General features: G+C 38.6%; 14 protein-coding genes. 4 read left to right on the forward strand and 10 right to left on the reverse strand.

The features are described 5' to 3' along the window. The first annotated feature begins 192 nt into the window (after positions 1-192). On the forward strand, positions 193-1,140 hold the full coding sequence (locus HHT355_RS08060) for a DDE-type integrase/transposase/recombinase (protein ID WP_103201470.1): 948 nt from the start codon (positions 193-195) through the stop codon (positions 1,138-1,140). A 97-nt stretch (positions 1,141-1,237) separates the two neighbouring features. Here HHT355_RS08060 and HHT355_RS08065 read toward each other — a convergent pair whose 3' ends face one another. Both HHT355_RS08065 and fusA read right to left on the reverse strand, forming a co-directional pair. Further along, the gene (locus tag HHT355_RS08065) at positions 1,238-2,632 is read right to left on the reverse strand and encodes an NCS2 family permease (protein ID WP_103202934.1); all 1,395 of its coding nucleotides are present in this window, start codon (positions 2,630-2,632) and stop codon (positions 1,238-1,240) included. A gap of 203 nt (positions 2,633-2,835) precedes the next feature. Beyond that, entirely contained in the window at positions 2,836-4,920 is a 2,085-nt protein-coding gene (fusA, locus tag HHT355_RS08070; RefSeq protein WP_103202935.1) for an elongation factor G, read from the reverse strand. Between the two features lie 363 nt (positions 4,921-5,283). On the opposite strand from fusA, the gene aroF reads away from it, so the two are divergent. The 3 genes from aroF to aroA all read left to right on the forward strand — a co-directional run bounded on the left by aroF (position 5,284) and on the right by aroA (position 9,047). Beyond that, complete coding sequence (gene aroF, locus HHT355_RS08075; RefSeq protein WP_103202936.1) at positions 5,284-6,297, forward strand: 3-deoxy-7-phosphoheptulonate synthase; 1,014 nt, start codon at positions 5,284-5,286, stop codon at positions 6,295-6,297. Between the two features lie 117 nt (positions 6,298-6,414). Further along, a complete protein-coding gene (locus HHT355_RS08080; RefSeq protein ID WP_103202937.1) occupies positions 6,415-7,542 on the forward strand; it encodes a prephenate dehydrogenase in 1,128 nt (375 codons plus the stop codon). Between the two features lie 206 nt (positions 7,543-7,748). Beyond that, on the forward strand, positions 7,749-9,047 hold the full coding sequence (gene aroA / locus HHT355_RS08085; protein ID WP_103202938.1) for a 3-phosphoshikimate 1-carboxyvinyltransferase: 1,299 nt from the start codon (positions 7,749-7,751) through the stop codon (positions 9,045-9,047). Positions 9,048-9,088: 41 nt separating this feature from the next. Here the strand turns inward: aroA and HHT355_RS08090 are convergent, their stop codons facing one another. From HHT355_RS08090 to HHT355_RS08125, 8 genes are all read right to left on the reverse strand, one after another. After that, a complete protein-coding gene (locus tag HHT355_RS08090; protein ID WP_103202939.1) occupies positions 9,089-10,882 on the reverse strand; it encodes an ABC transporter ATP-binding protein in 1,794 nt (597 codons plus the stop codon). Continuing rightward, positions 10,882-12,597, reverse strand: coding sequence for an ABC transporter ATP-binding protein (locus HHT355_RS08095; protein ID WP_199179175.1), 1,716 nt, complete (start codon positions 12,595-12,597; stop codon positions 10,882-10,884). Before HHT355_RS08095 ends, HHT355_RS08090 begins: the two co-directional genes overlap by 1 nt. Positions 12,598-12,850: 253 nt before the next feature. Next, complete coding sequence (locus HHT355_RS08100; RefSeq protein ID WP_103202940.1) at positions 12,851-14,284, reverse strand: alpha/beta hydrolase; 1,434 nt, start codon at positions 14,282-14,284, stop codon at positions 12,851-12,853. 148 nt (positions 14,285-14,432) lie between these two features. After that, positions 14,433-18,728, reverse strand: a complete 4,296-nt coding sequence (locus HHT355_RS08105) for a 2-hydroxyacyl-CoA dehydratase (protein WP_103202941.1) — start codon at positions 18,726-18,728, stop codon at positions 14,433-14,435. A 658-nt stretch (positions 18,729-19,386) separates the two neighbouring features. Then, positions 19,387-20,952, reverse strand: coding sequence for a ribosomal protection-like ABC-F family protein (gene abc-f / locus HHT355_RS08110; protein ID WP_103202942.1), 1,566 nt, complete (start codon positions 20,950-20,952; stop codon positions 19,387-19,389). Positions 20,953-21,260: 308 nt separating this feature from the next. Continuing rightward, on the reverse strand, positions 21,261-22,004 hold the full coding sequence (locus tag HHT355_RS08115; RefSeq protein WP_103202943.1) for a lytic transglycosylase domain-containing protein: 744 nt from the start codon (positions 22,002-22,004) through the stop codon (positions 21,261-21,263). Positions 22,005-22,064: 60 nt separating this feature from the next. Beyond that, positions 22,065-23,054 (reverse strand): diaminopimelate dehydrogenase, encoded by a 990-nt coding sequence (locus HHT355_RS08120; protein ID WP_103202944.1) that lies wholly within the window; start codon positions 23,052-23,054, stop codon positions 22,065-22,067. A 314-nt stretch (positions 23,055-23,368) separates the two neighbouring features. Beyond that, the gene (locus tag HHT355_RS08125; RefSeq protein WP_330403389.1) at positions 23,369-25,180 is read right to left on the reverse strand and encodes a phosphoenolpyruvate carboxykinase (GTP); all 1,812 of its coding nucleotides are present in this window, start codon (positions 25,178-25,180) and stop codon (positions 23,369-23,371) included. Between the last annotated feature and the right edge of the window lie 104 nt (positions 25,181-25,284).

Consider the following 25,284-nt stretch of genomic DNA (forward strand, 5'->3'; position numbering starts at 1 on the left):
AAAGTTTAACCTTTCATATATTACAGTATATTTTATAAAAAATCAATAGTAATTTAAAATTTTTATTTTTCTGTCTGTAGGTTTACAATACATGTGTTACAAAATTAAATAAATAAAAACGGAAATGCTCTCTTTTGTGTTATATTTAAGTTACCATACAAAAATACAAACAGAAAGGAGAAGCATTTCCGTATGGCTATTATAACACAGGATATGAGATTTAGACTAGCATTAATTAAGTATGCTGATAAATATGGTGTTTCAAAAGCTGCTGCTCGTTATAAAACCAATCGCCAGTATGTCTATCGCTGGAAACGCCGTTACGATGGCTCTTGGGATTCTCTTAGAGATCGGTCCAGAAGGCCTCATCATCATCCTAATCAGCATACTGAAGAAGAAATCAAACTTATTAATAACATGCGCCGTCGTAATCCTCATGATGGTTTGGTTGTTTTTTGGGTAAAACTTAGGCAACGTGGCTATAAAAGATCCATCACCGGTCTATATCGTTTTCTTCGTAAGAAAAGCCTTATGCCTACTAAACCAAAAAAACCAAAGTACATTCCTAAGCCTTATGAGAAAATGTCATATCCTGGCCAGAGGTTCCAGATTGATGTCAAGGCCGTACCTTCTTCATGCCTGGTTAATGAAGCCAAGGGGCAAAAGTTTTATCAGTATACTGCTATTGATGAATATTCCAGATGGCGTTATGTTGAAGCTTTTGAAGAGCGTAGTACATATTCATCTATGCAGTTTTTAGAGCACCTTGTAAAAGCATTTCCACTGCCCATAGAATGCATTCAAACAGATAATGGCATGGAATTCACTAAACGCCTTTCATCAGGAAATAAAGCTAAAACACCGACAATTTTTGAAGTACGACTTAAGCAACTAGGTATTCGTCATAAACTCATACGGCCATTTACGCCCAGGCATAATGGTAAAGTAGAACGAAGTCATAGAAAGGATAATGAGCGATTCTATTCAACGCATACCTTCTATTCATTCGAGGATTTCAGTAAGCAGCTAACTATATATAACAAAAGAGAGTATAACCGTTTTCCAATTAGACCCCTGGGATGGAAATCGCCACAAGAAGTCTTAAATGATTTTATTAAGTATGGTGTAACATATGTTTGACAAACCTACAAATTTAAAATTTTTATTTTTCTGTCTTAAACCCCATATAATACCGGGGTCGGTTTAAACCTCCCCCGGTATTTAAGCTAATATATAATTACAGTAATATATATTTCAAAATAAATAATACAGTCAATACATACATTAAAACGCTGATCTTTTTCTCTTTTGCCTTACCTGCAATCAGGTTGATAATAACGTAAGAAATAATGCCAAAGCAGATACCTTCTGAAATACTGTACATAAACGGCATAGCTATTACGCACAGGAATGCAGGTATAGCTTCTGTCATATCTTCAAAATTAATTTTAACAATAGAAGTAATCATGTAGAAGCCTACTACTATCAAGGCAGGTGCTGTTGCAAAAGAAGGAATAGCAAGGAAAATAGGTGACAAAATGATTGAAACAGCAAATAATACTGCGACTACAAATGATGTTAGACCTGTTCTTCCGCCTTCGGAAACACCTGTAGCACTCTCTACATAAGTAGTTACGGTAGAAGTACCGAGTGCGGCTCCTACAGTCGTTCCGATTGCATCTGCCATAAGGGCTCCCTTAATACGAGGAAGTTTCCCGTCTTTATCAAGCATATTCGATTTAGAAGAAACACCTATCAAAGTTCCAAGAGTATCAAAAATATCAACAAAGAGGAATGCAAATACAACTACCAAAAAGTCCATTGATAAAATACCTGAAAAATCCATCTTAAATGCTACATCTTTTAATGCGGATAACTGAATTCCGCCGGAGAAGTCAGGCAGCAAGGAATAAAATCCTGCTTCTGCATTAACTTCATAAAGACCTGTAAGCTGGCAAATGATTCCCAAAATCCATGTTGCCAGTATTCCTAATAAAATACCGCCCTTTACTTTTTTAATCAATAATACTGCAGTAATAATGATACCTAAAAGTGTAAGAACTATTGTGACATTTTCGGTTCTAGTAACACCTTCAGCGGTAAATGAATGGAACTGAACCAGAGTTGCGGAATTATCTTTTACAATACCGGAATTCTGAAGGCCTATAAATGTAATAAACAAACCTATACCGGCACTTACCGCATATTTTAATGTCATAGGGATTGCGTTAAAGATAGCTTCACGAACATTTGTTAAAGATAACAGAATAAAGATTATACCTTCGATAAACACTGCTGCCAATGCCACTTGCCATGAATAACCCATGGTAAGTACTACCGTATATGCAAAATACGCATTTAAGCCCATGCCGGGAGCAAGCGCAAACGGATAGTTAGCCAAAAATGCCATCAACAAAGTAGCAATGAATGAGGATATCGCTGTTGCCATAAATACGCCGTTGGGATTCATTCTGGCTGAACCTTCAAGGCCAAGAATATCATTAAAAGCAGTCATGGTGCTGGGATTCACAGCCAGAATATACGCCATTGTCATAAAGGTTGTAATTCCGGCCATTATTTCCGTCTTAACATTGGTGTTGTTCTCTTTCAGCTTGAAAAGTTTTTCTAACATAAGTATCCTCCCACAAAAAAATTATTCCGTAATAAACGGACCTTTATTACGGAATAATTGTATCAAATGTTACTTTTGTTTACAAGCAAGCCACTTATTATATATTTTAATCTTATTTATTAGTATATCTCTTAATAATTTGCTGTTTTATCGGATATATTGTCGGCCTCACTTTAAAATTAATATAAAATGTCAATTGAGGCTTATTCTTCATTCTCTTCTTCTTTAGCATTTTCCTCAATTACTTTTTGTTGAACATCCGCAGGTGCCTGCTCATATCTTGCAAATTCATAGGAGAATTCGCCGATACCGCCGGTCATGGATCGAAGATCGGTTGAATATCCGTATAACTCGGCCAAAGGTACGTCAGCAAGTATTTCCTGTTTGCCGTTTACGGGATTCATGCCTAGTACACGGCCCCGTCTCTTATTGAGGTCACCCATAATATCGCCGGTATACTTATCGGGAACGACAACCCTCATAGATACAATCGGCTCAAGAAGTACAGGCGATGCTTCCATAAAACCTTGCTTGAATGCCAAAATAGTAGCCAGTTTAAATGCCATTTCGGAGGAATCTACTGGATGGTATGAACCGTCTACTAATGTTGCTTTAATACCGACAACAGGATAACCGGCCATAGGTCCCTTTAATACGCTTTCCTGCAAACCTTTTTCTACAGCAGGGAAGTAGTTTTTAGGTACAGCACCGCCGAAGATTCTTTCTTCAAAGATATAAGGCTTTTCAAGATCTCCTGAAGGTTCAAATTCAATTACAACATCACCGTATTGACCGTGACCGCCGGACTGCTTCTTATGTTTACCGCGGACACTAACTTTCTTTCTGATTGTCTCACGATAAGGAACTCTGGGTTTGGTTACTTCAATATCAACTTTATATCTTGACAAAAGTTTGCTTACCACAACTTCCAGGTGCTGATCTCCGATACCGTAGAGTAATGTCTGTCTGTTTTCAACGTCATTTACTACTTTAAGAGTAAGATCTTCGTCCATCAGCTTAGCAAGAGCCTGTGATACCTTGTCTTCGTCGCTCTTATTCTTGGTCTTGTATCTCATGTATGTATAAGGTACAGATACCTCAATCGGATCATATTCAACCGGAACCGCCTTGGTTGCCAGGGTATCTCCCGTAGCGGTAACATTAAGTTTTGCCAAAGCTCCGATATCACCTGCATGAAGTTCATTAACTTCAATCTGTTCTTTTCCGCGAAGAATATAAATCTTGTTAACCTTTTCATCGGTATCCTTGTTTGTATTATACAAAGGAGTATCTCCCTTAAGTACACCTGAGCAAACCTTAAGCAATGAGAATTTACCGATAAACGGATCGACTATGGTCTTAAATACTCTTGCGGTAAACGGTTTCTTATCATCATAATTGGCCTCAAAAACCTCACCGTTTGAGGTGTTCTTGCCTTTAATGGTCTTCTTTGTCGGATCTGGGAAATACTTAACTATAGCCTGCATAAGCATAGTTGTTCCCTGAGCATTTATACCTGAACCCATAAGAACAGGTACAATGGAACCGTCTATAACGTTAGTTCGAAGTGCATGAGAGATTTCTTCCTGGGTAAATTCTTCGCCGCTGAAATATTTATCCATTAATTCTTCACTGGTTTCTGCAACTGCTTCCAGCAAATCCTCTCTGAACTTCGAAAGAGTTTCCTTACAATAATCCGGAATTTCGCATTCTACATAATTGCTTCCTGTCGTGAATTTTCTGCCGGCCATTTTTACTACATTTACAAATCCTACAAACTTATTGTCTTCTTTGATAGGAAGATGGAAAGGCGCAATCTTATGGCCATACAATTCTCTTAACTGATCTACTACCTGACTAAAATTGGCATTTTCTACATCCATATCGGTGACGAAAAAGATTCTGGGTAAATTAAATTTCTCACAATATTCCCACGCTTTAATTGCACCAACTTCAACACCGGCCTTTGCTGATACGACAATGACAGCCGCGTCGGCAACAGCTAATGCTTCTTCTACTTCTCCCACAAAATCGAAATAGCCCGGTGTATCCAGGAAGTTGATTTTAACCCCTTCATAATCAATGGGTACTACTGTGGTGCTTATGGAGAACAGTCTTTTCTGTTCTTCTTTGTCATAATCACTGATGGTATTTCCTTCTTCTACTTTTCCTTGGCGCTTAATGATTCCTGTAGTATAGGCCATAGCTTCTACCAATGTTGTCTTGCCGCATCCCCCGTGGCCTAATAAAATAACATTGCGTATTTTTTCAGAAGTGTAAACATTCATACCTATTCCTCCATTACATTATTTAGTAAGTAGTAGAGTAACAAACTAGTCACCTACGTTATTACCCGCTATACCTCTTAGTCTATTTTACTAAATTTGCATACTGATTACAATAGTTTTATAATAAACTTAACAAAGTTATATTTTCCAAATGCAAAATTTCTCGGAATAATTGATAAATCTACATTTTTACGTATTTTTCCATTATATTTAATGTCGTAACGCATTAAACCGTTACGCTTTAAACCGTAACGCTGTGAATAATCAGAGTATTGACATAAGGATTTTTTAAGAGTATAATCGGTCCAAGTACCCGGTTAATGAAAATATACGGTACATAATGAAAGTAAAGGAGTATGTCATATGATTATTGTAATGAAACCTCAGGCTAAACCCGAATCCATACAGCGTATAAAATCTATAATTGAATCAAAAGGTTTGCAGGCCCATATATCCGCCGGTCATGAAGTTACTATTATAGGTGTTGTGGGCGACAAATCAAAGCTGATGGATCAAAACCTGGAGATTTTTGAGGATGTAGACAAAATTGTTCCTGTTACAGAAAGCTATAAGCTTGCCAACAAAAAATTTCATCCGGAGCCTACAAAGGTTAAAGTCGGAAACGTGGAAATAGGCGGGGATACTACCGTAATTATTTCCGGCCCCTGTGCAGTAGAAAGTAGAACTCAGCTTCTTGTTACCGCCCATGCCATAAAGAAGGCCGGCGCCCACATTCTCCGGGGCGGAGCTTATAAGCCCAGAACATCTCCGTACGCATTCCAGGGTTTGGAAGAAGAAGGTTTGAAATATATGAAGGAAGCCAAAGAAGAAACAGGCCTTCCTGTAGTGTGCGAAGTCACAAGCCAAAATGCCATTGAAGCCGCCGTAAAATATGTGGATATGCTGCAGATCGGCGCAAGAAATATGCAGAACTTCTATCTCTTAAAAGAAGCCGGCAAGACCGGTTTGCCGGTTTTGCTTAAGCGCGGCCTTTCTGCTACTATTGAGGAATGGCTAAATGCTGCCGAATATATTATAGCCGAAGGAAATCCCAATGTAGTTCTGTGCGAACGGGGAATCCGCACCTTTGAAACATCTACCAGAAACACCTTGGATATAAGTGCCGTTCCGGTTATAAAATCAAAAAGCCATCTTCCTATCATAGTAGATCCAAGCCATGCTTCCGGTGTAAGAGCTTATGTAAAATCTCTTTCTATGGCGGCTGTAGCTGTGGGCGCAGACGGACTGATGATAGAAACCCATCCCGATCCTTCCACTGCATTAAGTGACGGTCCTCAGTCATTGTCCTTCGATCAATTTGAAGATTTGACAAAAGAATTAAAACCGCTTATACAACTAATGGGTAAAAAATTTTAAAATTAATAAAATTTTATGTACGATTTATTTATATAAGTATTGTCAAAATTATATGCCCTTTATTGCAAAAAGTAATTTATAATCAAACTTATTATTTAGGAGGATAAACCGGATAAAATGAAAGATCAAAACAGCGACTTTAAAATAAAAATCATAGGATTCATAGGTTTTGGACTTATAGGCGGTTCTATTGCCAGGGCCATAAAAAAAGTAAGGCCCGATATCAGCCTGTATGCCTATGATTATCACCCCAATCCTCCAAGCAGTGGTTATAAAGAAGCCCTGTCCGACGGGGTTCTTGATTTTGTTACAGGAAATCTTGAAGAAGGATTTCCCGATTGTGACATTATTTTCCTTTGTGCCCCGGTGCTTTCCAATATCTCATACCTGCCTAAACTTAAATCCATAATAAAGCCTTCCTGTATTCTAACCGATGTGGGCAGTGTAAAAGGCAATATCCACGAAGCCATAAGTGAACTTGGGATGGATGAAGTTTTTGTTGGCGGCCATCCCATGACCGGTTCGGAAAAAACAGGCTACAGAAATTCTTATGCTTTATTGCTGGAAAACGCTTATTACATACTTACGCCTACGGATAAAACACCCAAATTTAAACTTGATGTTCTCAAAAAACTGGTCGAAGATATCGGTTCAATACCTATTATACTGGACCCTAAGGAACATGATGAAATCACTGCTGCCATCAGTCACCTTCCCCACATCATAGCAGCAACATTGGTAAACCTTATAAGAGAGTCCGATAACTCTGAGAAGATGAAGCAACTTGCTGCGGGAGGTTTTAAGGATATAACCAGAATAGCTTCATCCTCACCGATGATGTGGCAAAATATTTGCCTTACCAATGCCGGCGTTATAAATACCATACTTGACCGTTATATAGAAATGCTGAAGACAGCTTCTAACGCCCTGTCCGAATTGGATGAAGATTATTTGTATACCATGTTTGAAACAGCCGGTGAATTTAGAAACAGCATTCCCAATAAATCGGCCGGTTTAATCAACAAAGTCTACGAAATATATGTTGATATTATTGACGAAACGGGAGCTATAGCTACTATTGCAACCCTTCTGGCAAATAATAATATCAGCATAAAAAATATCGGTATTATACATAACAGAGAATTTCAGGAGGGGGTACTTCACATAGAATTCTATGATGAGCAATCCGAAAATGATGCCATAGATTTGCTAAGCAGGCATAATTACCACGTTTATGACAGGTAATAAATCTGTGTTTCATAAAATGGGTAATACGAAAGATACGTAGAGTTTACTAATATTATATTATGACTATATAATAGGTGCTTTAAAGATACCAAAAACATTGTAAATGATACTATGCTTGCTAAAGCTATTATAAAACTAGATACGAAGTTAAACTTCAATATATTAATATTTAAAAATATTAATAAGAAAACGAGGAGCCAAATATGATAATTAAGAAAAATGGTCCCTTAAAGGGAAACTTATCAGTTCCTGGAGACAAATCCATTTCTCACCGTGCTGTTATGCTGGGAGCTCTGGCCAAGGGAAAGACCGAAATTGACAATTTTTTAATGGGTGAAGACTGCCTTTCTACAATCTCATGTTTTCGCAAGATGGGAATACATATAGAGCAGGATATTCGAAATCGTAAAGTTATCGTATTCGGCGAAGGATTGGACGGGCTGAAAGCGCTAACAGAAATCTTGGATGTGGGTAACAGCGGCACAACTATCAGGCTTTTGTCCGGTATCTTATGCGGGCAAAATTTTTCATCTGTCATAACCGGAGATACTTCCATTCAAAAACGTCCTATGGGCAGAATCCTTACACCTTTGCAGCAAATGGAAGCAGATATTGAAAGTGTCAATAACAACAACTGCGCTCCTTTGCGTATAAACGGACCGAAAAATCAAAGATTAAAAGGTATACATTATAAATCTCCCATAGCTTCTGCCCAGGTAAAATCCTGTGTGCTTTTAGCCGGTCTTTATGCCGACGGAGAAACTCATGTAACCGAGCCTGCCGTATCAAGAAACCATACGGAGATTATGCTGTCATATTTCGGCGGTGATGTAAAAGTAACAGGTAGTACAGTTTGCGTAAAACCAAGACCCAAGCTTTCCGGAAAAAAAATAAATGTCCCCGGAGATATCTCTTCCGCTGCTTTCTTAATGGCTGCTGCCTTAATAGTACCGAATTCCGAGATACTTATTGAAAATGTCGGCATAAACCCCACCCGCGACGGAATCTTAAAGGTATGCTCTATGATGGGAGCCGATATAAAACTCTTAAATATTAAAAAAGACGGAGGAGAACCAGCGGCAGACATTCTTGTTCGCCACAGCAGTTTAAGAGGAACAGAAATCGGGGGAGACCTAATACCCACTTTGATTGACGAAATTCCCATTATAGCCATTCTGGCCTGCTTTGCCGACGGAAAAACCGTTATAAAGGATGCACAGGAACTAAGGGTCAAAGAATCCGACCGGATTGAAGCCATGGTCAAAAACCTTTCCGCCATGGGTGCGGATGTTGAAGCCACCGAAGACGGAATGATTATTAACGGAGGAAAACCCCTTCGCGGTGCCGTTATCGATCCAAAATTTGACCACAGGATAGCCATGTCCTTTGCAGTAGCCGGTCTGATGGCAGACGGCGAAACCGAAATCCTTAATCCGGAATGTGTGAATATATCATTTCCCGGATTTTTTGAAAAGGTGTCAGGCACTGTAAACAAAATGTGAACGAAACGTTCACAATTTGTTTACAGTACCTGACACCATATTTATTCAAACTGAGAATTATATAATTTGTAATAAAACCCTTTCTTTTCCATAAGCTCTTTATGGGTTCCCTGTTCGACCACATCTCCCTGATCTACAACAAGTATATTATCTGCTCCCTGAATTGTTGACAGTCTGTGAGCTATAACAAAACAGGTCTTATTTTCCATCAGTTTTCGCATGGCCTTTTGAATTTTTATTTCGGTTCTGGTATCAACATTTGATGTAGCCTCATCCAGTATTAGCATTTTGGCATCCATTAGCATAGCTCTTGCTATGGTAAGAAGTTGCTTCTGGCCTTTTGATATGTTCATTCCGTCTTCATTGATTACAGTGTAGTATCCTTGCGGTAGCCGTTTTATGTATGAATGAATTCCTGCTGCTTTTGCTGCGGCTACTACTTCATCCATAGTGGCATTTTCTTTTCCGTAAGCTATATTATCAAATATGGTTCCGGAAAACAGCCATGTATCCTGAAGCACCATAGCATATGACCTTCGAAGGCTTTTTCTGGTTACGTCCCTGATCTCGTTACCATCAACCCATATGGCCCCGCCCCAAATGTCATAAAATCTCATTAACAGATTAATAATAGTAGTTTTTCCCGCACCGGTAGGGCCGACAATAGCCGTAAGACAACCTGGTCTTGCATACAAAAACAGGTTTTTAATAATTTCCTTATCGGGAATATAACCGAAAGAAACTCCTTCCATTTTAACTTCGCCTTTTACTTCCGAAAGTTCGTTGGCATTTTCCTTATCGGGCAGCTCAGGTATTTCATCCATCAGTTTAAAAACTCTTTCTGCCGCCGCCATTGCAGACTGTAGTTCGCTTATAATATTGGCCATCTCATTAATAGGCCCTGAAAATTTACGGCTGTATTGCACAAATGAAGAAATATTTCCGAGTGTCATTTTTCCGAAAAGATATAATACGGCGCCAAGTACTGTTATTAAAGACAAAGACAGATTATTTATGAAATTAACCGTAGGCCCGGTCATACTTCCGTAGTACTCCGCCTCAAAATAAGCATCAACCGTTTCTTTATTGATCCGGCCAAATTTCTCCATAACCGAATTTTCGGCAGCGTATGCTTTAATAGTCATTTGCCCGGATACCATTTCTTCGACAAAACCATTAAGTTCTCCCAGCTTCTTTGAACGGGTCCGAAACAAAGGCCGTACCTTTTTAGCCATATACCTGGTATAAAACAGGGATAATGGTATAGTAACCAGCATCACAAGCACAAGTATCGGTGATATAATAATCATCATAATTAATGATCCGAAAACGGTAATAAAGCTGGTACAAACCTGTATGAAATCCGACGATAACGAAGTGTTTATTGTATCTATGTCATAAGAAAACTTGCTTATTATATCGCCTGCCTGATTACGGTCAAAGAAGCTTACGGGAAGTTCCACAAGTTTTGAAAATAAATCTTCCCTCATTTTATGTATTATTTTCTGGCTGAACCGAATCATCAGTACCGATAAAATATATGACAGAACTGATGATACAATATAAAATGCAATCATCCATCCTGCATAATATAATACGGTTTGAAATACAACCAAACCTTTGCCTGGTTGAATGGCGTCTATCGCATACCCTGATAACATGGGTCCTACAAGTGCCAGAAGATTGCTGCACAATGTTAGTATTATTGCCGCTATTAAATGTACCTTATAGTGGGACACATACTTCCAAAGTCCTTTTAAAACATATCCTGTGTCTTTCGGTTTGTCTGTCTTATCGCTTATCTTGGGTCCTCCCCCTTGGGGATTTGTAGCCATTATAACACACCTTCCAACTGTCCAAATTGAGACTGATATATTTCCTGATATACGCTGCAGGTTTTAAGCAGCTCTTCGTGGGTACCGTAACCGACCATATGACCTTCTTCCAGCACCAAAATTTTGTCAAGCTTCATTACCGAACTTATTCTTTGAGCTATTATGATGCTGGTAGTACCCTTATAGTTATTTCTGATAGATTTTCTAAGCTGGGCATCCGTTTTATAATCAAGAGCACTGGAGGAATCGTCAAGTATCAGTATTTCAGGCTTTCCTGCCAAGGCCCGAGCAATTAAAAGCCTTTGCTTTTGCCCTCCGCTTAAATTGCTTCCTTTAATCGTCAATTTATGATTCAGTTTATCATCTTTATTTAAGATAAATGAAGCTGCCTGGGCATCTTCTGTCGCTATTAAAACATCTTCCTTTGTAAGCCCCCGTCCCAGGTTTATATTTTCATATATACTTTCGGCAAACAGAACATCATTCTGAAAAGCCACACCAAACATACCCCTGAGCTTCTGCTTGTCAATACTTCTAATATCCACACCGTTTATTCTAATGCTTCCTTTATCAACATCATAAAAACGCATCAGCAAATGAACAAGGGTGGTTTTCCCTGAACCTGTGGACCCTATAATCCCCAGGCTCTCCCCTTTTTTTATACCAAAACTTATATCTGTAATAAAAGGTTCATGGGTATAGGAAAAACATACATTGTCAAATTCTATATGATAATCCGAATTCTTCGGTTCAAACGGTATCTCCTTTAAATCTTCCTCTGTATCCAAAACCTCAGCAATTCGTTTTGCTGAGGCACTGGCTTTGGAAACACCTATAAATATACGGGTAATAGCCATAACTGCATGAAGCATTATCATAAAATATGACAGGAATGCTACAATTTTTCCTGGCTCGGATGAACCGCTGTTAACCCTAAATGCACCTACAATTACAACCAAAGTCAAACCCATATTAAGAAGAAAATTCATGGCCGGATTTGTAACCGCCATCAAAGTCCCTGCTTTAAGTTCCTTGTCCACTACTTCTTTATTGACGGATGAAAACCTTCCCTTTTCATATTCATTTTTTGATAAAGCCTTAATAACCCTGACACCGGTTATATTCTCACGGACCACCCTGACCATTTTGTCCACGGTTTCCTGCAAATTAGTATACAGAGGTATACCTTTCTTTGATACCAGGTAAACAATCAGAGCCATAAAAGGGAAAACCCCTATAAGAATTAGAGTAAGAACAGGCTCCAAGGTACTGGTTATAATTATACCACCGATCAGAATAATCGGAGCTCTGACACCGATACGCTGCATCATCCCAATCATATGATGAATATTATAAGTATCTGAGGTCATACGGGATTCTAAAGAGGGAATTGTAAAGTAATTCAATTGTCTTCCTGAAAGGCTGAGAATTTTTTGGAACAGATCATGGCGAAGAGTTTCTGTGGCATCCCTTGCTACTTTTGAGGCCATACGGTTAGCCACTATGTTTAAAGTCCTGGCACCAACAGACAAAAGCAGCATTCCAGCGCCCCACCACAAAATCAATGAAACACTTTTTTTCGGAATAACATCGTCCAATATATACGCCAGGACCCACGGCAGCCCTAGATCCATAAAAGTTCCCAAAATCTTTATAAATAACCCCAAAGCCATCCTGGGATAATACGGTTTTAAATATGCAAATACTCTTTTCAAAGCTGTACCTCCGTCGCATTAAGGTGTCAGGTACAGTTAACAAATTGTAAACAACCTTGTTCACAATTTGTTAACTGTACCTGACACCTTCTAATATTATATTATAATTTTACCATATTAACAACAGCAAAAAAATAATACATATGTTATATCCTATCATATTTGCATATTTATTTAAAATCTGGTGTCAGGCACTGTTAACTAATTGTAAACAACTTCGTTCACAATTTGTTAACTGTACCTGACACCAGATTCAGTTCTTCTTTATCCACTTTGCTATATCATTTATAACCCGGCTGTCAACGGTTCCTTTAATGCTGTATTCCGTAACGTCTGTTCTGCCGTTTGATTTCATAAATAAATGATTAAGATTATCATATAACTTAAAAGTCACATTTTCCTTATTCTTTAAAAGCTCCTTCCAGGCTACAAAATCTATATCCGCAAATACCTGAAAGTCTTCGTTTCCCTGAGCTATAAAAATAGGTATTTTAAGTTTCTTGACAATCTTTGGTATATCTATCTGATTTAGGCTATACCAATAGGATGCGGGATAGTTTAAAATAATATCTTTACTGCCCTCTTTCAATTCCTTGATTTTTTTTATGGCTGGCTGTATCTGAGCCATATAAATTTTAAGCATTTCAGGAGTAACAGATTTATCTGCCTCAAGCAATTTTCTTGTTTGGTCCACTATTATATCTTCAAGCTTTCTCGGGCTTCCGGCCAGACATACTATTCCTTTTACTTCCTTATTGTCCGCAGCAATTTTAGGGGCCATCATTCCTCCAAGGCTGTGGCCTATTATATAAATCCTGTTCTTATCCACTGATTTCAAGGTTTTGGCATATTTTATCGCCTGGGCTGCATCGTTTAAAGAATCGTCCTGTATGGTAAACTCAGGTTTGGAACTTAACGGAGTACTCTCATTATAACGAATTACCGCTATGCCCTGTTTTGCCAGTCCATGGGCCAAATCCCTGAAAGGCTTGTTTGCTGCTATAGATTCGTCGGCATCATGATCCCCCGAACCTGGAACAAGTATAGCAACCGGAGGCTTCTTTACATTCTTCGGAAGAGTAAGTATACCTTTTATTGGCTTCTTTTTATCCCCGAATGTAATAATTTTCTCTTCAAAATACTTATTGGATACAGGTTCCGGCTCATAAGGGGCATAAGTTATCCATAAGCCATCCAGCTTCTTATTAGTGTTATAGCTGAATTGAATCAAAATACCGCAATTGTCATAATTCAGTATAACATTGACAACCGTATTGATTTTTACTTTTTCTTCAGTTATACTTCTTATGCCTTTATAACTTCCCAAATCGGTTACAACTGAATTCCATACTTCTTCTAAATATTCAAGTGTAAGCTGTTGTTTAGCACCAATAGAAAGAGTATTATAAGTTTCTTTAAACTCTCCCTTGTTCATCTGTAGAGCCAGTTTTTTGCTTAATTTCCCCAGTTCCGACAGTTCTTTATCCTCAAACTTGGTTCCGGTATCTTTTTTAGCTGCCTGACTGTTTTTATCGGATTTTTTATTGCCAGTACTGCTTGCAAAAATAACTGCGGTATTAATGTTTATACCGGTATCTTTTGCACTGACTGCTTTCGTATCCTTACCTGTCAATGATAAAACACTTAGCAAAGTAACGAGAATAAATAATGATGCTGTCTTTTTCATTTCATTACCCCTTTATAAGATTTATATAATAGTGTCTTGTAAAAATATATATTACTTACTTTAAATACTACCATATTTAAGGGTGTCAGGCACTGTTAACAAATTGTAAACATTTTCGTTCACAATTTGTTAACTGTACCTGACACCCTTAATTTTCAAATGCGTTGGCCATCATCAGCTTAATCCTATTCAGTTGATTTACAAAGGATAATCCGGGATCATAGTCTATCGGGACTATATTTGCAAAAGGATAAAGCTCTTTGACAGGTTTTATCATTCCCTTGCCGGTCATATGGTTAGGCAGGCAGGCCAGGGGTTGGACACAGATAATATTATGAATTCCCTGTTCTATATACTCTATCATTTCTGCGGTAACCAACCAGCCTTCCCCCGTCTGATTGCCAAGAGAAAGGACCCGGGAAGCCAAACATGCCAGTTCTTCAATAGGTGTCGGAGGAATAAATCTTTTGCTTTTACCCAATTCTTTTTGAATTACCCGGCGATAAGCCTGTATATAATTAATGGCAAAGTTTCCGAGCATCATATTCAGTTTCTTCCCGGCAAGATATCTGTATCTGAATCGTGCATTAAAAGCAGAATATAGCAAATAATCCATAAGATCGGGTACAACTGCTTCGGCCCCTTCCTGTTCAATTATATTTACAATGTCGTTATTGGCGGTCGGATGGTACTTAAGCAGGATTTCGCCCACTACCGCCACTTTAGGTTTATTAATGTTTCTTAATTCCAAACGGTCAAATTCTTTTATTACTGATCTAACGTTTGATTTAAATTTTCTTAAGCTGCCGTCCCTTATATTGTCTTTAGCAATTTCCATCCACTTCTCAAGCAAAAGATTGGCTGATCCGGGAAAACGTTCATAGGGCCTTGTCCTGTTTATAAGCCTCATAAATAAATCCCCGTAAAGTAAGGCCAAAAGCGCACGGTTTAAGAGGCCAAATGAATATTTAAAGCCCGGCTGTTTTTCCAAGCCTACTGTATTAACCGATATCAGCGGAATATTCGGAAAACCTGCCTGCTTAAGGCCAAGCTTAAGCAATGCAAAGTAGTTGGTTGCCCGGCAACCTCCGCCGCTTTGGGTAAGGATTACCGAAGTATTGTTTATATCATATAATCCCGACTTTAATGCCTTAACAATTTGGCCCACCATTACAATAGCCGGATAGCAAACATCGTTATTTACATATTTTAAACCTTCATCAATAGCCTCACGGTCAACGGCAGGCAAAATTTCAATCCTGTAGCCGCTTGTATTGGCAGCCTCCTTTATCAGTTCAAAATGGATCGGCGCCATCTGGGGAGCAAGTATGGTATGGGTATGCCGCATGGCTTTTGTAAACAAAGGTCTCCTGTATGAGATCTCTTTTATTGTGTGTTGTATGCCGTTTCTTTCCCTTTCTTCCATAGCGGCCAAAAGTGAGCGGATTCTGATCCTTGCGGCTCCGAGGTTATTGCCTTCATCAATTTTTATCATAGTATACATCTTCCCCGCAGCGGCAAGTATTTCTTCGATTTGATCTGATGTTACCGCATCCAGCCCGCAACCAAAGGAATTTAATTGCACCAGCTCAAGATTCGGTTCTTTGGATACCAGGTAAGCCGCCCTATAAAGCCTTGAATTATACGTCCACTGGTCAACTACTCTAAGTTCGAAATCTAAATCCGTAAGATGGGCAACACTGTCTTCGGTAAGTACGGCAAGTCCGTAAGAAGATATAAGCTTTGCAATGCCGTGATTAATCTCCGGATCGACATGATAAGGTTTTCCGCAAAGGATTATTCCTTTTTTATTGTGTTTTCTAAGATACTCTAAGGTTTCTTCTCCCTTCTTCCTTATATCATTCTTATATTTTTCTCTTTCTCTTACAGCCTCAAAAACCGCTTCCTTTGCTTCTTTGTAAGTGACTCCGAAATCCTTAAATTCTTCTACAATCCTTTTTGTCAATGCCTTTTCATTGTCCAGTGACAAAAATGGAGATATAAATTTTACCTGTTTTGCTTTTATCTCATCTATATTGTTTCTTACAACTTCCGGATATGAAATCACAATCGGGCAGTTGTAATGATTGTTAACATTGGGGTATTCTTTTTTCTCATACACCACCGACGGGTAAAAAATGGTATCCACCCCCTGCTCAATCAGGCTTAAAATATGCCCGTGACATAGCTTTGCAGGGTAGCAGGCAGATTCGGAAGGAATGGTTTCTAAACCTTTTTCAAAAATCTTTTTACCGGAAGGAGGAGAAAGCACCACCCTAAATCCCAGTTTAGTAAGCAAAGTAAACCAGAAAGGATAATTTTCATACATATTTAGGACACGGGGTATCCCTATAACTCCACGATAAGCTTTCGATATAGGAAGCGGCGTATAGTTAAATGTTCTATGATATTTGTAATCATACAGATTAGGAAGCTTCTTATCATCCTTTCTGCCGCCTTTTTCACTTTCTTTTTTACTTAAACTGTCAATCCCGGTCCTTTTTTCTTTGAATCCTTTGCCTTCTTCAATACTTACAGACAAGCCACCTCTTTCACATCTGTTACCGCTTATATAACTGTTGCCGTCTGAAAATGTATTTATCGTTAACAAGCAGTTATTCTGACATCCCTCACACCTTTTTACCGAGGAATGCATAGTAAAGTTTTTTAAGTCTTTGCTTGACAGAAGTGAACTTAACTTACCCTCTTCCTCATGTTCTTTGGCATAAAGAGCCGCCCCGTAAGCTCCCATCAGTCCTGCAATCTCAGGGCGTACTACATTTATCCCAAGTACCTGTTCCATAGCCCTAAGTACGGCATCGTTATAAAATGTTCCGCCCTGAACAACGATATGTTTTCCCAGGTCCTCTTCTTTCCTAACTTTAATAACCTTATATAGGGCATTTTTTATAACCGAATAAGCCAAGCCTGCTGACAAATCGGAAATACGCGCTCCTTCTTTCTGGGCCTGCTTTACCTTGGAATTCATAAACACGGTGCATTTTGTACCCAAATCCACCGGCGTATCGGCAAATAAACCTTGTTTGGAAAATTCGTCTATTGATAAATTTAAGGAGGAAGCAAAACTTTCAAGGAATGAGCCGCAGCCTGAAGAACAGGCCTCATTTAAGAGGATATGAGTTATGGCACCGTCTTTTATCTTTAAGCATTTCATATCCTGGCCTCCGATATCCAGGATAAAGTCCACTTCAGGCAAAAAGTATCTTGCTGCCTTATAATGGGCAACAGTTTCAATCACGCCAAGATCCACATGGAGTGCCGCTTTTATAAGAGCTTCTCCGTATCCGGTAACTGTTGATTTTACAATGCTTGTCCCTTCTGAAAGTCTTTCGTATAAATCTGAAAGTATGGCTACCAGCTTGCCCACCGGATTTCCTTCGTTTTTAGAATAATGGGAATACAGGATTTCTCCCTCTTCTCCTATAAGTACTACCTTGGTTGTGGTAGACCCGGCATCAATTCCCAGATACGCCTTTCCCTTATATTCAGACAAATCTTTTCTTTTCACTTTAGCCCTGTCATGTCTTTCTTTGAAATCCTTGTATTCCTCTTCGTTATTAAATAAAGGAGCCAGGGTGATAACCCTATCTTCTTTTTTATTAATTAACTTTTGAGCCTTATTGCAAAGACCTCTAAAACATACGGGGGCTTCTTTTGCGGCAAGCAGCGCAGCACCTATGGCAGCAAAAAGCTGTGAATTTTCGGGACATATAAACTCCTGACAGGCATCTTTAAGGCTTTCGGTAAACCGTCTGCGCAGCTCTGATAAGAAATACAAAGGCCCTCCCAAAAAAGCCACCCTTCCTCTTATGGGTTTTCCGCAGGCCAGTCCCCCGATGGTCTGATTTACCACAGCCTGAAAAATAGACGCCGCAATATCTTCCTTTCTTGCCCCCTCATTTAATAAAGGCTGTATATCGGTTTTGGCAAATACTCCGCACCGGGAAGCTATAGGATATATTACCCTGTAATTTTTGGCGTATTCATTAAGACCTGCCGCATCGGTATTAAGCAAAGCTGCCATCTGGTCGATGAAAGCACCGGTTCCTCCGGCGCAACTGCCGTTCATGCGTTGCTCCACATTCCCTTTTAAATAGGTTATTTTCGCATCTTCACCGCCCAGTTCTATTACCACATCGGTTCCGGGAATAAATTCTTTTACCGCTTTCGTGCAAGCCACAACTTCCTGCGAAAAAGGCAGATTAAGCCACTTAGATACGGATAAACCTCCCGAACCTGTAATACTTACACTACATGACGATACTCCGAGATTCTTATAACAGTCGGCAATCATCCTGGCTACGGTTCCGGTCATATCCGAATAATGCCTTTCATAAGCCTTATAAATCAATTTTTTATTTTCCAAAGCCACAATCTTTACGGTAGTTGAACCTATATCTATTCCCAGATTTACTTTTGCCATAAGCCTACTCCCCAATTATTATTTTCTTAGGCTAATTTTCAGCCAAATGCAAACAACACACTTATGTATTATGTTCATTTTAAGACAATTCATTCAAATAAATGAAAAATTTTACTTTATGTTAGTTACATTAAAATAATATCCTAATTTTTCATTTACCCGTATTTTTTATTAGTTTGCCTAAATGAAATAAATTACTATGCTTATTAGTTAAAACAATATTCTTAATTAAAATAAGCTCGATCTAGAAACTCTCTACGTAAACAAGAATTATTTTATACTCTATTCACTTTTATCAGCCGGATCTTTCCGATAATCATATATTGTATAAATTAATCAGGTAAAAATCATAGGCATATCTCCGGTAAAAAATAAGCCTGAATACTCAAAATATTAATGAGTATTCAGGCATTATTAGGGACTTTATATGGTTAATACTTTCGAAAATAAAATCAACTAGTTTAAAAACATAGCATATATAGTATCTGGATTAACTGCATATGAGTCACTGTAAAACACTTTACATAAACCAGATCAATAATAAATCTAATAATAATATTATTAAAACTAATAATAACATTCTGCCTTTAAAAATTCTTAAAAACAATAATACTTAAAATCAGTCCGTTATGATAATTAAACCCGGATACAGTTTTGATTATAGATTTACAACCTTTGTAGCCACTTTCTGAGCAAATATCTCATCGTGTTCAATAAATACAATGGTAGGCTTAAAGGATAAAATCAGCTCTTCCAGCTGCATTCTGGTAAATATATCAATATAATTCAAAGGCTCGTCCCACAAAAATATGTGTGCAGGCTCTGCCAGGCTTTTTGCCAGTAAAACTTTCTTTTTCTGTCCCATGCTGAAATCTCTCATATCCTTGTCAAATTGTCCTCTCTCAAAATCCATCTGACGAAGGACAGCCTTAAAAATTGTTTCATCCAGCCCGTACCTGTCCGTAAATTCCTTTAATGATCCTTTTAAAAATGATGTATCCTGCGACACATATGATATTTTAAGCCCGGAAGCCACATATACCTTCCCCGTATATTCAACATCGGTGCCAAGTAGAAGCTTAAAAAGAGTCGTCTTTCCGGATCCGTTCTTTCCTTTTATAGCCACTCTGTCACCGACTTTTACACTAAAATCTATATCGGATGCTATTTTTCTGCTCCCGTAATAAAGGCTTACTTCTTCCAGATTAATTAACCCTTTTTTATGAAACGGCAGTATATTTATCTTTAAAGGTTCCGCCTGTTCTATATTTTTTAGCAGGCTTTTCTTTTCCTCTATGGCTTCCTGTCTGCGCCTTTCAATAGCTTTTGCCCTCTTCATCATCTTTGCAGATTTATGTCCAATATATCCCCTGTCAAACACATGACCGCCTATTTTTGAGGCTTCGACTTTATTGGCCCAACCTGCGGTAGTTCTTGCAGCATCAGTTAATGAATCAATTTCTTTTATCAGCTGTTTGTTTCTTTCAATTTCAAAATTGTCCTGCATGGTTTTGTTCTGATACCAGGATGAAAAATTTCCTTTTTGAACTTCAATATTGCAACGGTTGATTGACAGGACATGATCTATACATTTATCCAAAAAAGCCCGGTCATGGGATACAAGAATAAATCCTTTCTTTGATTGCAGGTAATCAGCTAATATATTTCTTCCTTCCATATCCAGGTGATTAGTAGGCTCATCGATAAGAAGGAAATTATTTTTCTTTAAGAAAAGGGCAGCAATCATAATCTTTGTCCGTTCCCCGAAACTTAAAGTATCAAAAGGCTGATCAAGAACAACAGTTTTTACCTTAAGTTTAGCCAGTTCTTTTTGGATCAGCTCTTCTATAATATATCCGTCATGTTTTTGATATAGCTCCTGTATCTGCCCGTATCTGTGAAGATCGCCGTTTTTAAGGCATTCTTCCATTTCCATTTCCCATTCTTTAAATGGCGCAATAATATCCTTTATGACATCCATGGTATTTCTGTTCTTAAACTCTACTTCAAAAGGGAAATAATCAAAACTTACCGAAGCCGTAATACTGCCCTTATATTCATATTTACCCATAAGCAGTTTTAAGAATGTTGTTTTCCCTCTTCCGTTTCTTCCTATAAAACCCAGTTTCCAGTCCGTGTCTATCTGAAAACTGACATTTTCAAATATCATATCAAAAGCGCTGTCATAGCTGAAAGATAAATTATTAACCGAAATAAGCGACATAATTACTCCCCCCTATATAAGTACGGCACAGTAACCGTAAAAAAACACCAATGAAATTTTGTTCTCGTCCGTTAAGTAAACTGTTATAATTTCTTGCTTCGCAAAATTGACATATTATTATATTAAAATAACAACAACAGATTAGTAAACAGAAAATTTATTATGCCGCATCCAAATTGATAAATAGTATCCGGTCCAGTTACTTTTTAAATACCAAAATGAAAGGATAAAAAAGAAAGGATATATCTGAATTTTATAATATATCCCTTCTTTTTTTACATTATAGATTGAAGATTATAATTAATTATCTAGAAAAAATTATACCTGTTATTATTGTCACTATTATTGTCATTTAAAAAGATATCAATAAAATTCAAATAGTCCTGATAAGAGAAAAGTAAATCCATCACATCAGCTATACTATCCATGCTTATCTTACCGTTAGGAAATGCGGGTGAAATAACCCAATCAGGCGCTTGATTTACTCCTGCTGTTCCTGCTACCGTTTTTGCGGCAAGCCCGTTATATTTACTTATTCCTGAAGACTTAACCGTACCGGCAGTAAAATCCTCTTCCATGTATTTCATTACCTTAACCACATAATTCTGGGTTTCTTTAAAAGGAGGAACTCCGCCGTATTTCTTTACGTTATTCATACCGGCATTATAAGCAGCCAAAGCGAGTTTTACATCCCCGTTATATCGTTTCAGCAAATCGGAAATATATTTTGACCCCCCCATAATATTTTGCTCGGGATCGAAAGGATCGGTAACTCCCAATTCTTTAGCTGTTCCGGGCATCAATTGCATAATCCCCTGGGCTCCCGCTTTTGATACCGCATTGGGGTTAAAATCCGATTCAGCCTTGGCTATGGCTTTAAGAAGTTTTACCGGTACGTTATATTTTTGGGATGCTTTTTCAAATATTTCATCCAGATTAGTTGTTTTATTAAGGTATGTGTCAAATGATTCGCCGCCTGTCTGACCGGCTTTCTTTATTCCTGTTTCATAATCGGTTGTTTGAATATTGTTTATACCGTTTATTTTTGACATGGCTCCTCCTTTGTAAATCTTCGGTCTATAAAAGTATCCCTGTATAAGTTATATACTTCTTTATAACAAAGTTCTTCTTAATTCTTCCCCTGATTTCATTGACAAATAAGCCGGAGCAATATCAAATACCGTCTTTGCCCCGTAAATTCCTTCTTTATTGAGCCTGTATGCAGCCCTTGCATATGCAAGAAGAACATTTGCCGTAAAATCAGGATTGGAATCGAGTTTTAAACTGTATTCGATAACATGGGTATTCTCATCATTAAGTCCGGTTTTTCCGCTGTGGATTACCACACCGCCATGGGGCATTTTGTTATGATTTTTTTCCAGTTCTTCTTTTGAAATAAAATGAACTATTGTATCATAATCACTGAAATAATCCGGCATAGATTTGATTTCGTTCTCAATGCGCTTTAGGTCTGCCCCTTCTTTAGCCACTACAAAGCATTCACGGATATGTTTTTGTCTGGGTGTAAAATCAGGCAGTTCACCTTTCCTGACTCTGTCTAATGCTTCCTCAATAGGAATAGTATACTGCCTTGCATCCTCAACGCCCTCCACCCTGCGGATTGCGTCTGAATGGCCTTGACTTACGCCTTTGCCCCAGAATGTATAACCTTTACCTTTAGGCAATATCACTTCTGCATACAAACGGTTAAGGGAAAACATTCCCGGGTCCCACCCGCTTGCTATTATACAGGTCTTTTTGGCTTTGCTTGCAGCTTCGTTGACCTTCTCATAGTAATCCTGTATCTTGGCATGAGTATCAAAACCGTCTACCGTATTAAATAATGCAGCAAATTCCGGCCCTTGAACCGGAAGATCCGATTTGCTTCCGCTGCATAAAATCATTACATCTATTATATCGGCCATTTCCCTGGCTTCCTTAATATGATAAGCCTTGGATTTTTCTGTGGCAAGTGTTAAAGTCTTGGGATCTCTTCTTGTAAATACTCCAACCAGTTCCATATCTTCGTTCTGCAAGATTCCAAGTTCCACTCCTCTTCCCAGGTTACCGTATCCCAATATACCTATCCGAATTTTGTTCATAAGTACCTCCCCTGTAACTACTATTTGTTTATAGCAAAATTCTGATCCGATATTATTTCGAAATAATAGATAAAACATAAAAAAAGCTTCTTTAATGTTATAACATATTACATAAGTAATGCGCAATAAAATTTAGGATAAAAAGTAAAATTAACGGATTAACTCAATAGATTGAACCCTTCTGATTAAAAAAAAAAAGCTTTCTCGTATGAAAAGTCCAAAACAAAAAGGACTTAATGCAAACGATAATGTATGCATCAAGCCCTTTTCTTAAATTATACGAATTTAATATTGCTAAATTAGTTGTTCAAAATTTACGCTTTCAATCTTGCCTCAAGAGCATCAAGCTGAGCAGCCAGCTCTTTCGGAAGCTTCTGTCCGTAATTTACATAGTGTTCTCTGATGGAAGCTACTTCAGCAAGCCAAGCTTCTTTATCAACAGTCAGAAGTTTCTTCATATCTTCCTCGCTGACATCAAGGCCGGTAGTATCTATAGCATCCAAAGTAGGCAGGTAACCGATTTCGGTCTTAACAGCCTTGCCCTCTCCTTCGGTTCTTTCGAAAATCCACTTCAGAACGCGGCTGTTCTCACCAAAGCCCGGCCATAAGAACTTGCCGTTTTCGTCCTTGCGGAACCAGTTAACATAGAAGATCTTAGGAAGCTTATCAGCATCTGTCATCTTGCCAATATCAAGCCAGTGCTGTAAGTAATCGCAGATATGATATCCGCAGAAAGGAAGCATAGCAAACGGATCACGGCGTACTTTACCGATCTTATCGGAGATAGCTGCAGCCGTAATTTCAGACCCCATAATTGAGCCCATAAAGATACCATGCTCCCAATCAAAGCTCTCATGAACAAGAGGAATGGTTGTAGGTCTGCGACCTCCGATTAAGATTGCGCTAATAGGCACACCGTTAGGATCCTCCCATTCAGGAGCAATAGCAGGGCACTGACTTGCAGGAGCTGTAAATCTTGCATTCGGATGAGCCGCCGGGTCTTTGGAATCCGGAGTCCAGTCATTGCCCCTCCAGTCAACCAGATGATCCGGAGCATCTGATCCGATGCCTTCCCACCAAACATCGCCGTCGTCGGTAAGGGCAACGTTTGTAAAGATTGTATTCTTTGAAATGGTGTGCATTGCATTAGGATTGGACTTCATTGATGTTCCGGGAGCCACGCCAAAGAAGCCTGCTTCAGGGTTGATGGCGTAAAGTCTTCCGTCTTTGCCAAACTTCATCCATGCAATGTCGTCACCGATAGTTTCAACTTTCCAACCGGGAATTGTAGGTATAAGCATTGCCAGATTGGTCTTTCCGCATGCACTCGGGAATGCACCGGTTACATACTTAACTTTGCCTTCGGGACTGGTAAGTTTAAGAATCAGCATATGTTCAGCCAGCCAGCCTTCTTCACGGGCCTGTACTGAAGCTATACGAAGAGCAAAGCACTTTTTACCGAGCAATGCATTTCCGCCGTAGCCTGAGCCGTAAGACCAAATTGTCTTTTCCTCAGGGAAGTGGCTGATATATTTCTGTTCCATAGGAGCACAAGGCCATGAGGAATCCTTTTCGCCTTCTTTTAAAGGTACACCTACAGAATGTAAACATTTTACAAATTCACCGTCTTCGCCCAAAGCTTCAAGGACTTCTTTACCCATCCTTGTCATAATTCTCATGTTTACAACAACATATGGGCTGTCGGTTAATTCAACACCTATTTTTGAAATAGGAGATCCGATAGGGCCCATGGAGAAAGGAATAACATACATAGTTCTTCCTTTCATGCAGCCGGTATACAGATTTGTCATTGTTTCTTTAAGTTCATCAGGATTAATCCAGTTGTTTGTAGGACCTGCATCATCCTGAGATTTGGATGCTATGAAAGTTCTTTCTTCAACACGGGCAACGTCAGAAGGATGACTGCGGAACAGATAACATCCTGGACGTTTTTCTTGGTTCAAAGGAATAGCCATACCGGAATCAACCATCTCTTTTAAAAGACGGTCATTTTCTTCCTGTGAACCGTCACACCAGTAAATCTGATCCGGCTGACACATCTTAGCCATTTCTTCAACCCATGCAAGTAGCTTTTTGTTTTTTACTTCAGCTTTAATAGTGATCACCGCTTTCTATATAGTTTAGTTTGAAAGTTAATGGTATTAATTTTTCTCAACAGGAAATTATATAAATTTCCTATGATGAAAAATTTTGGATGTTGCCTGACATA

Origin of the sequence: Herbinix hemicellulosilytica (assembly GCF_002904165.1) — a bacterium.
GTDB classification, from domain to species: Bacteria; Bacillota; Clostridia; order Lachnospirales; family Lachnospiraceae; genus Mobilitalea; species Mobilitalea hemicellulosilytica.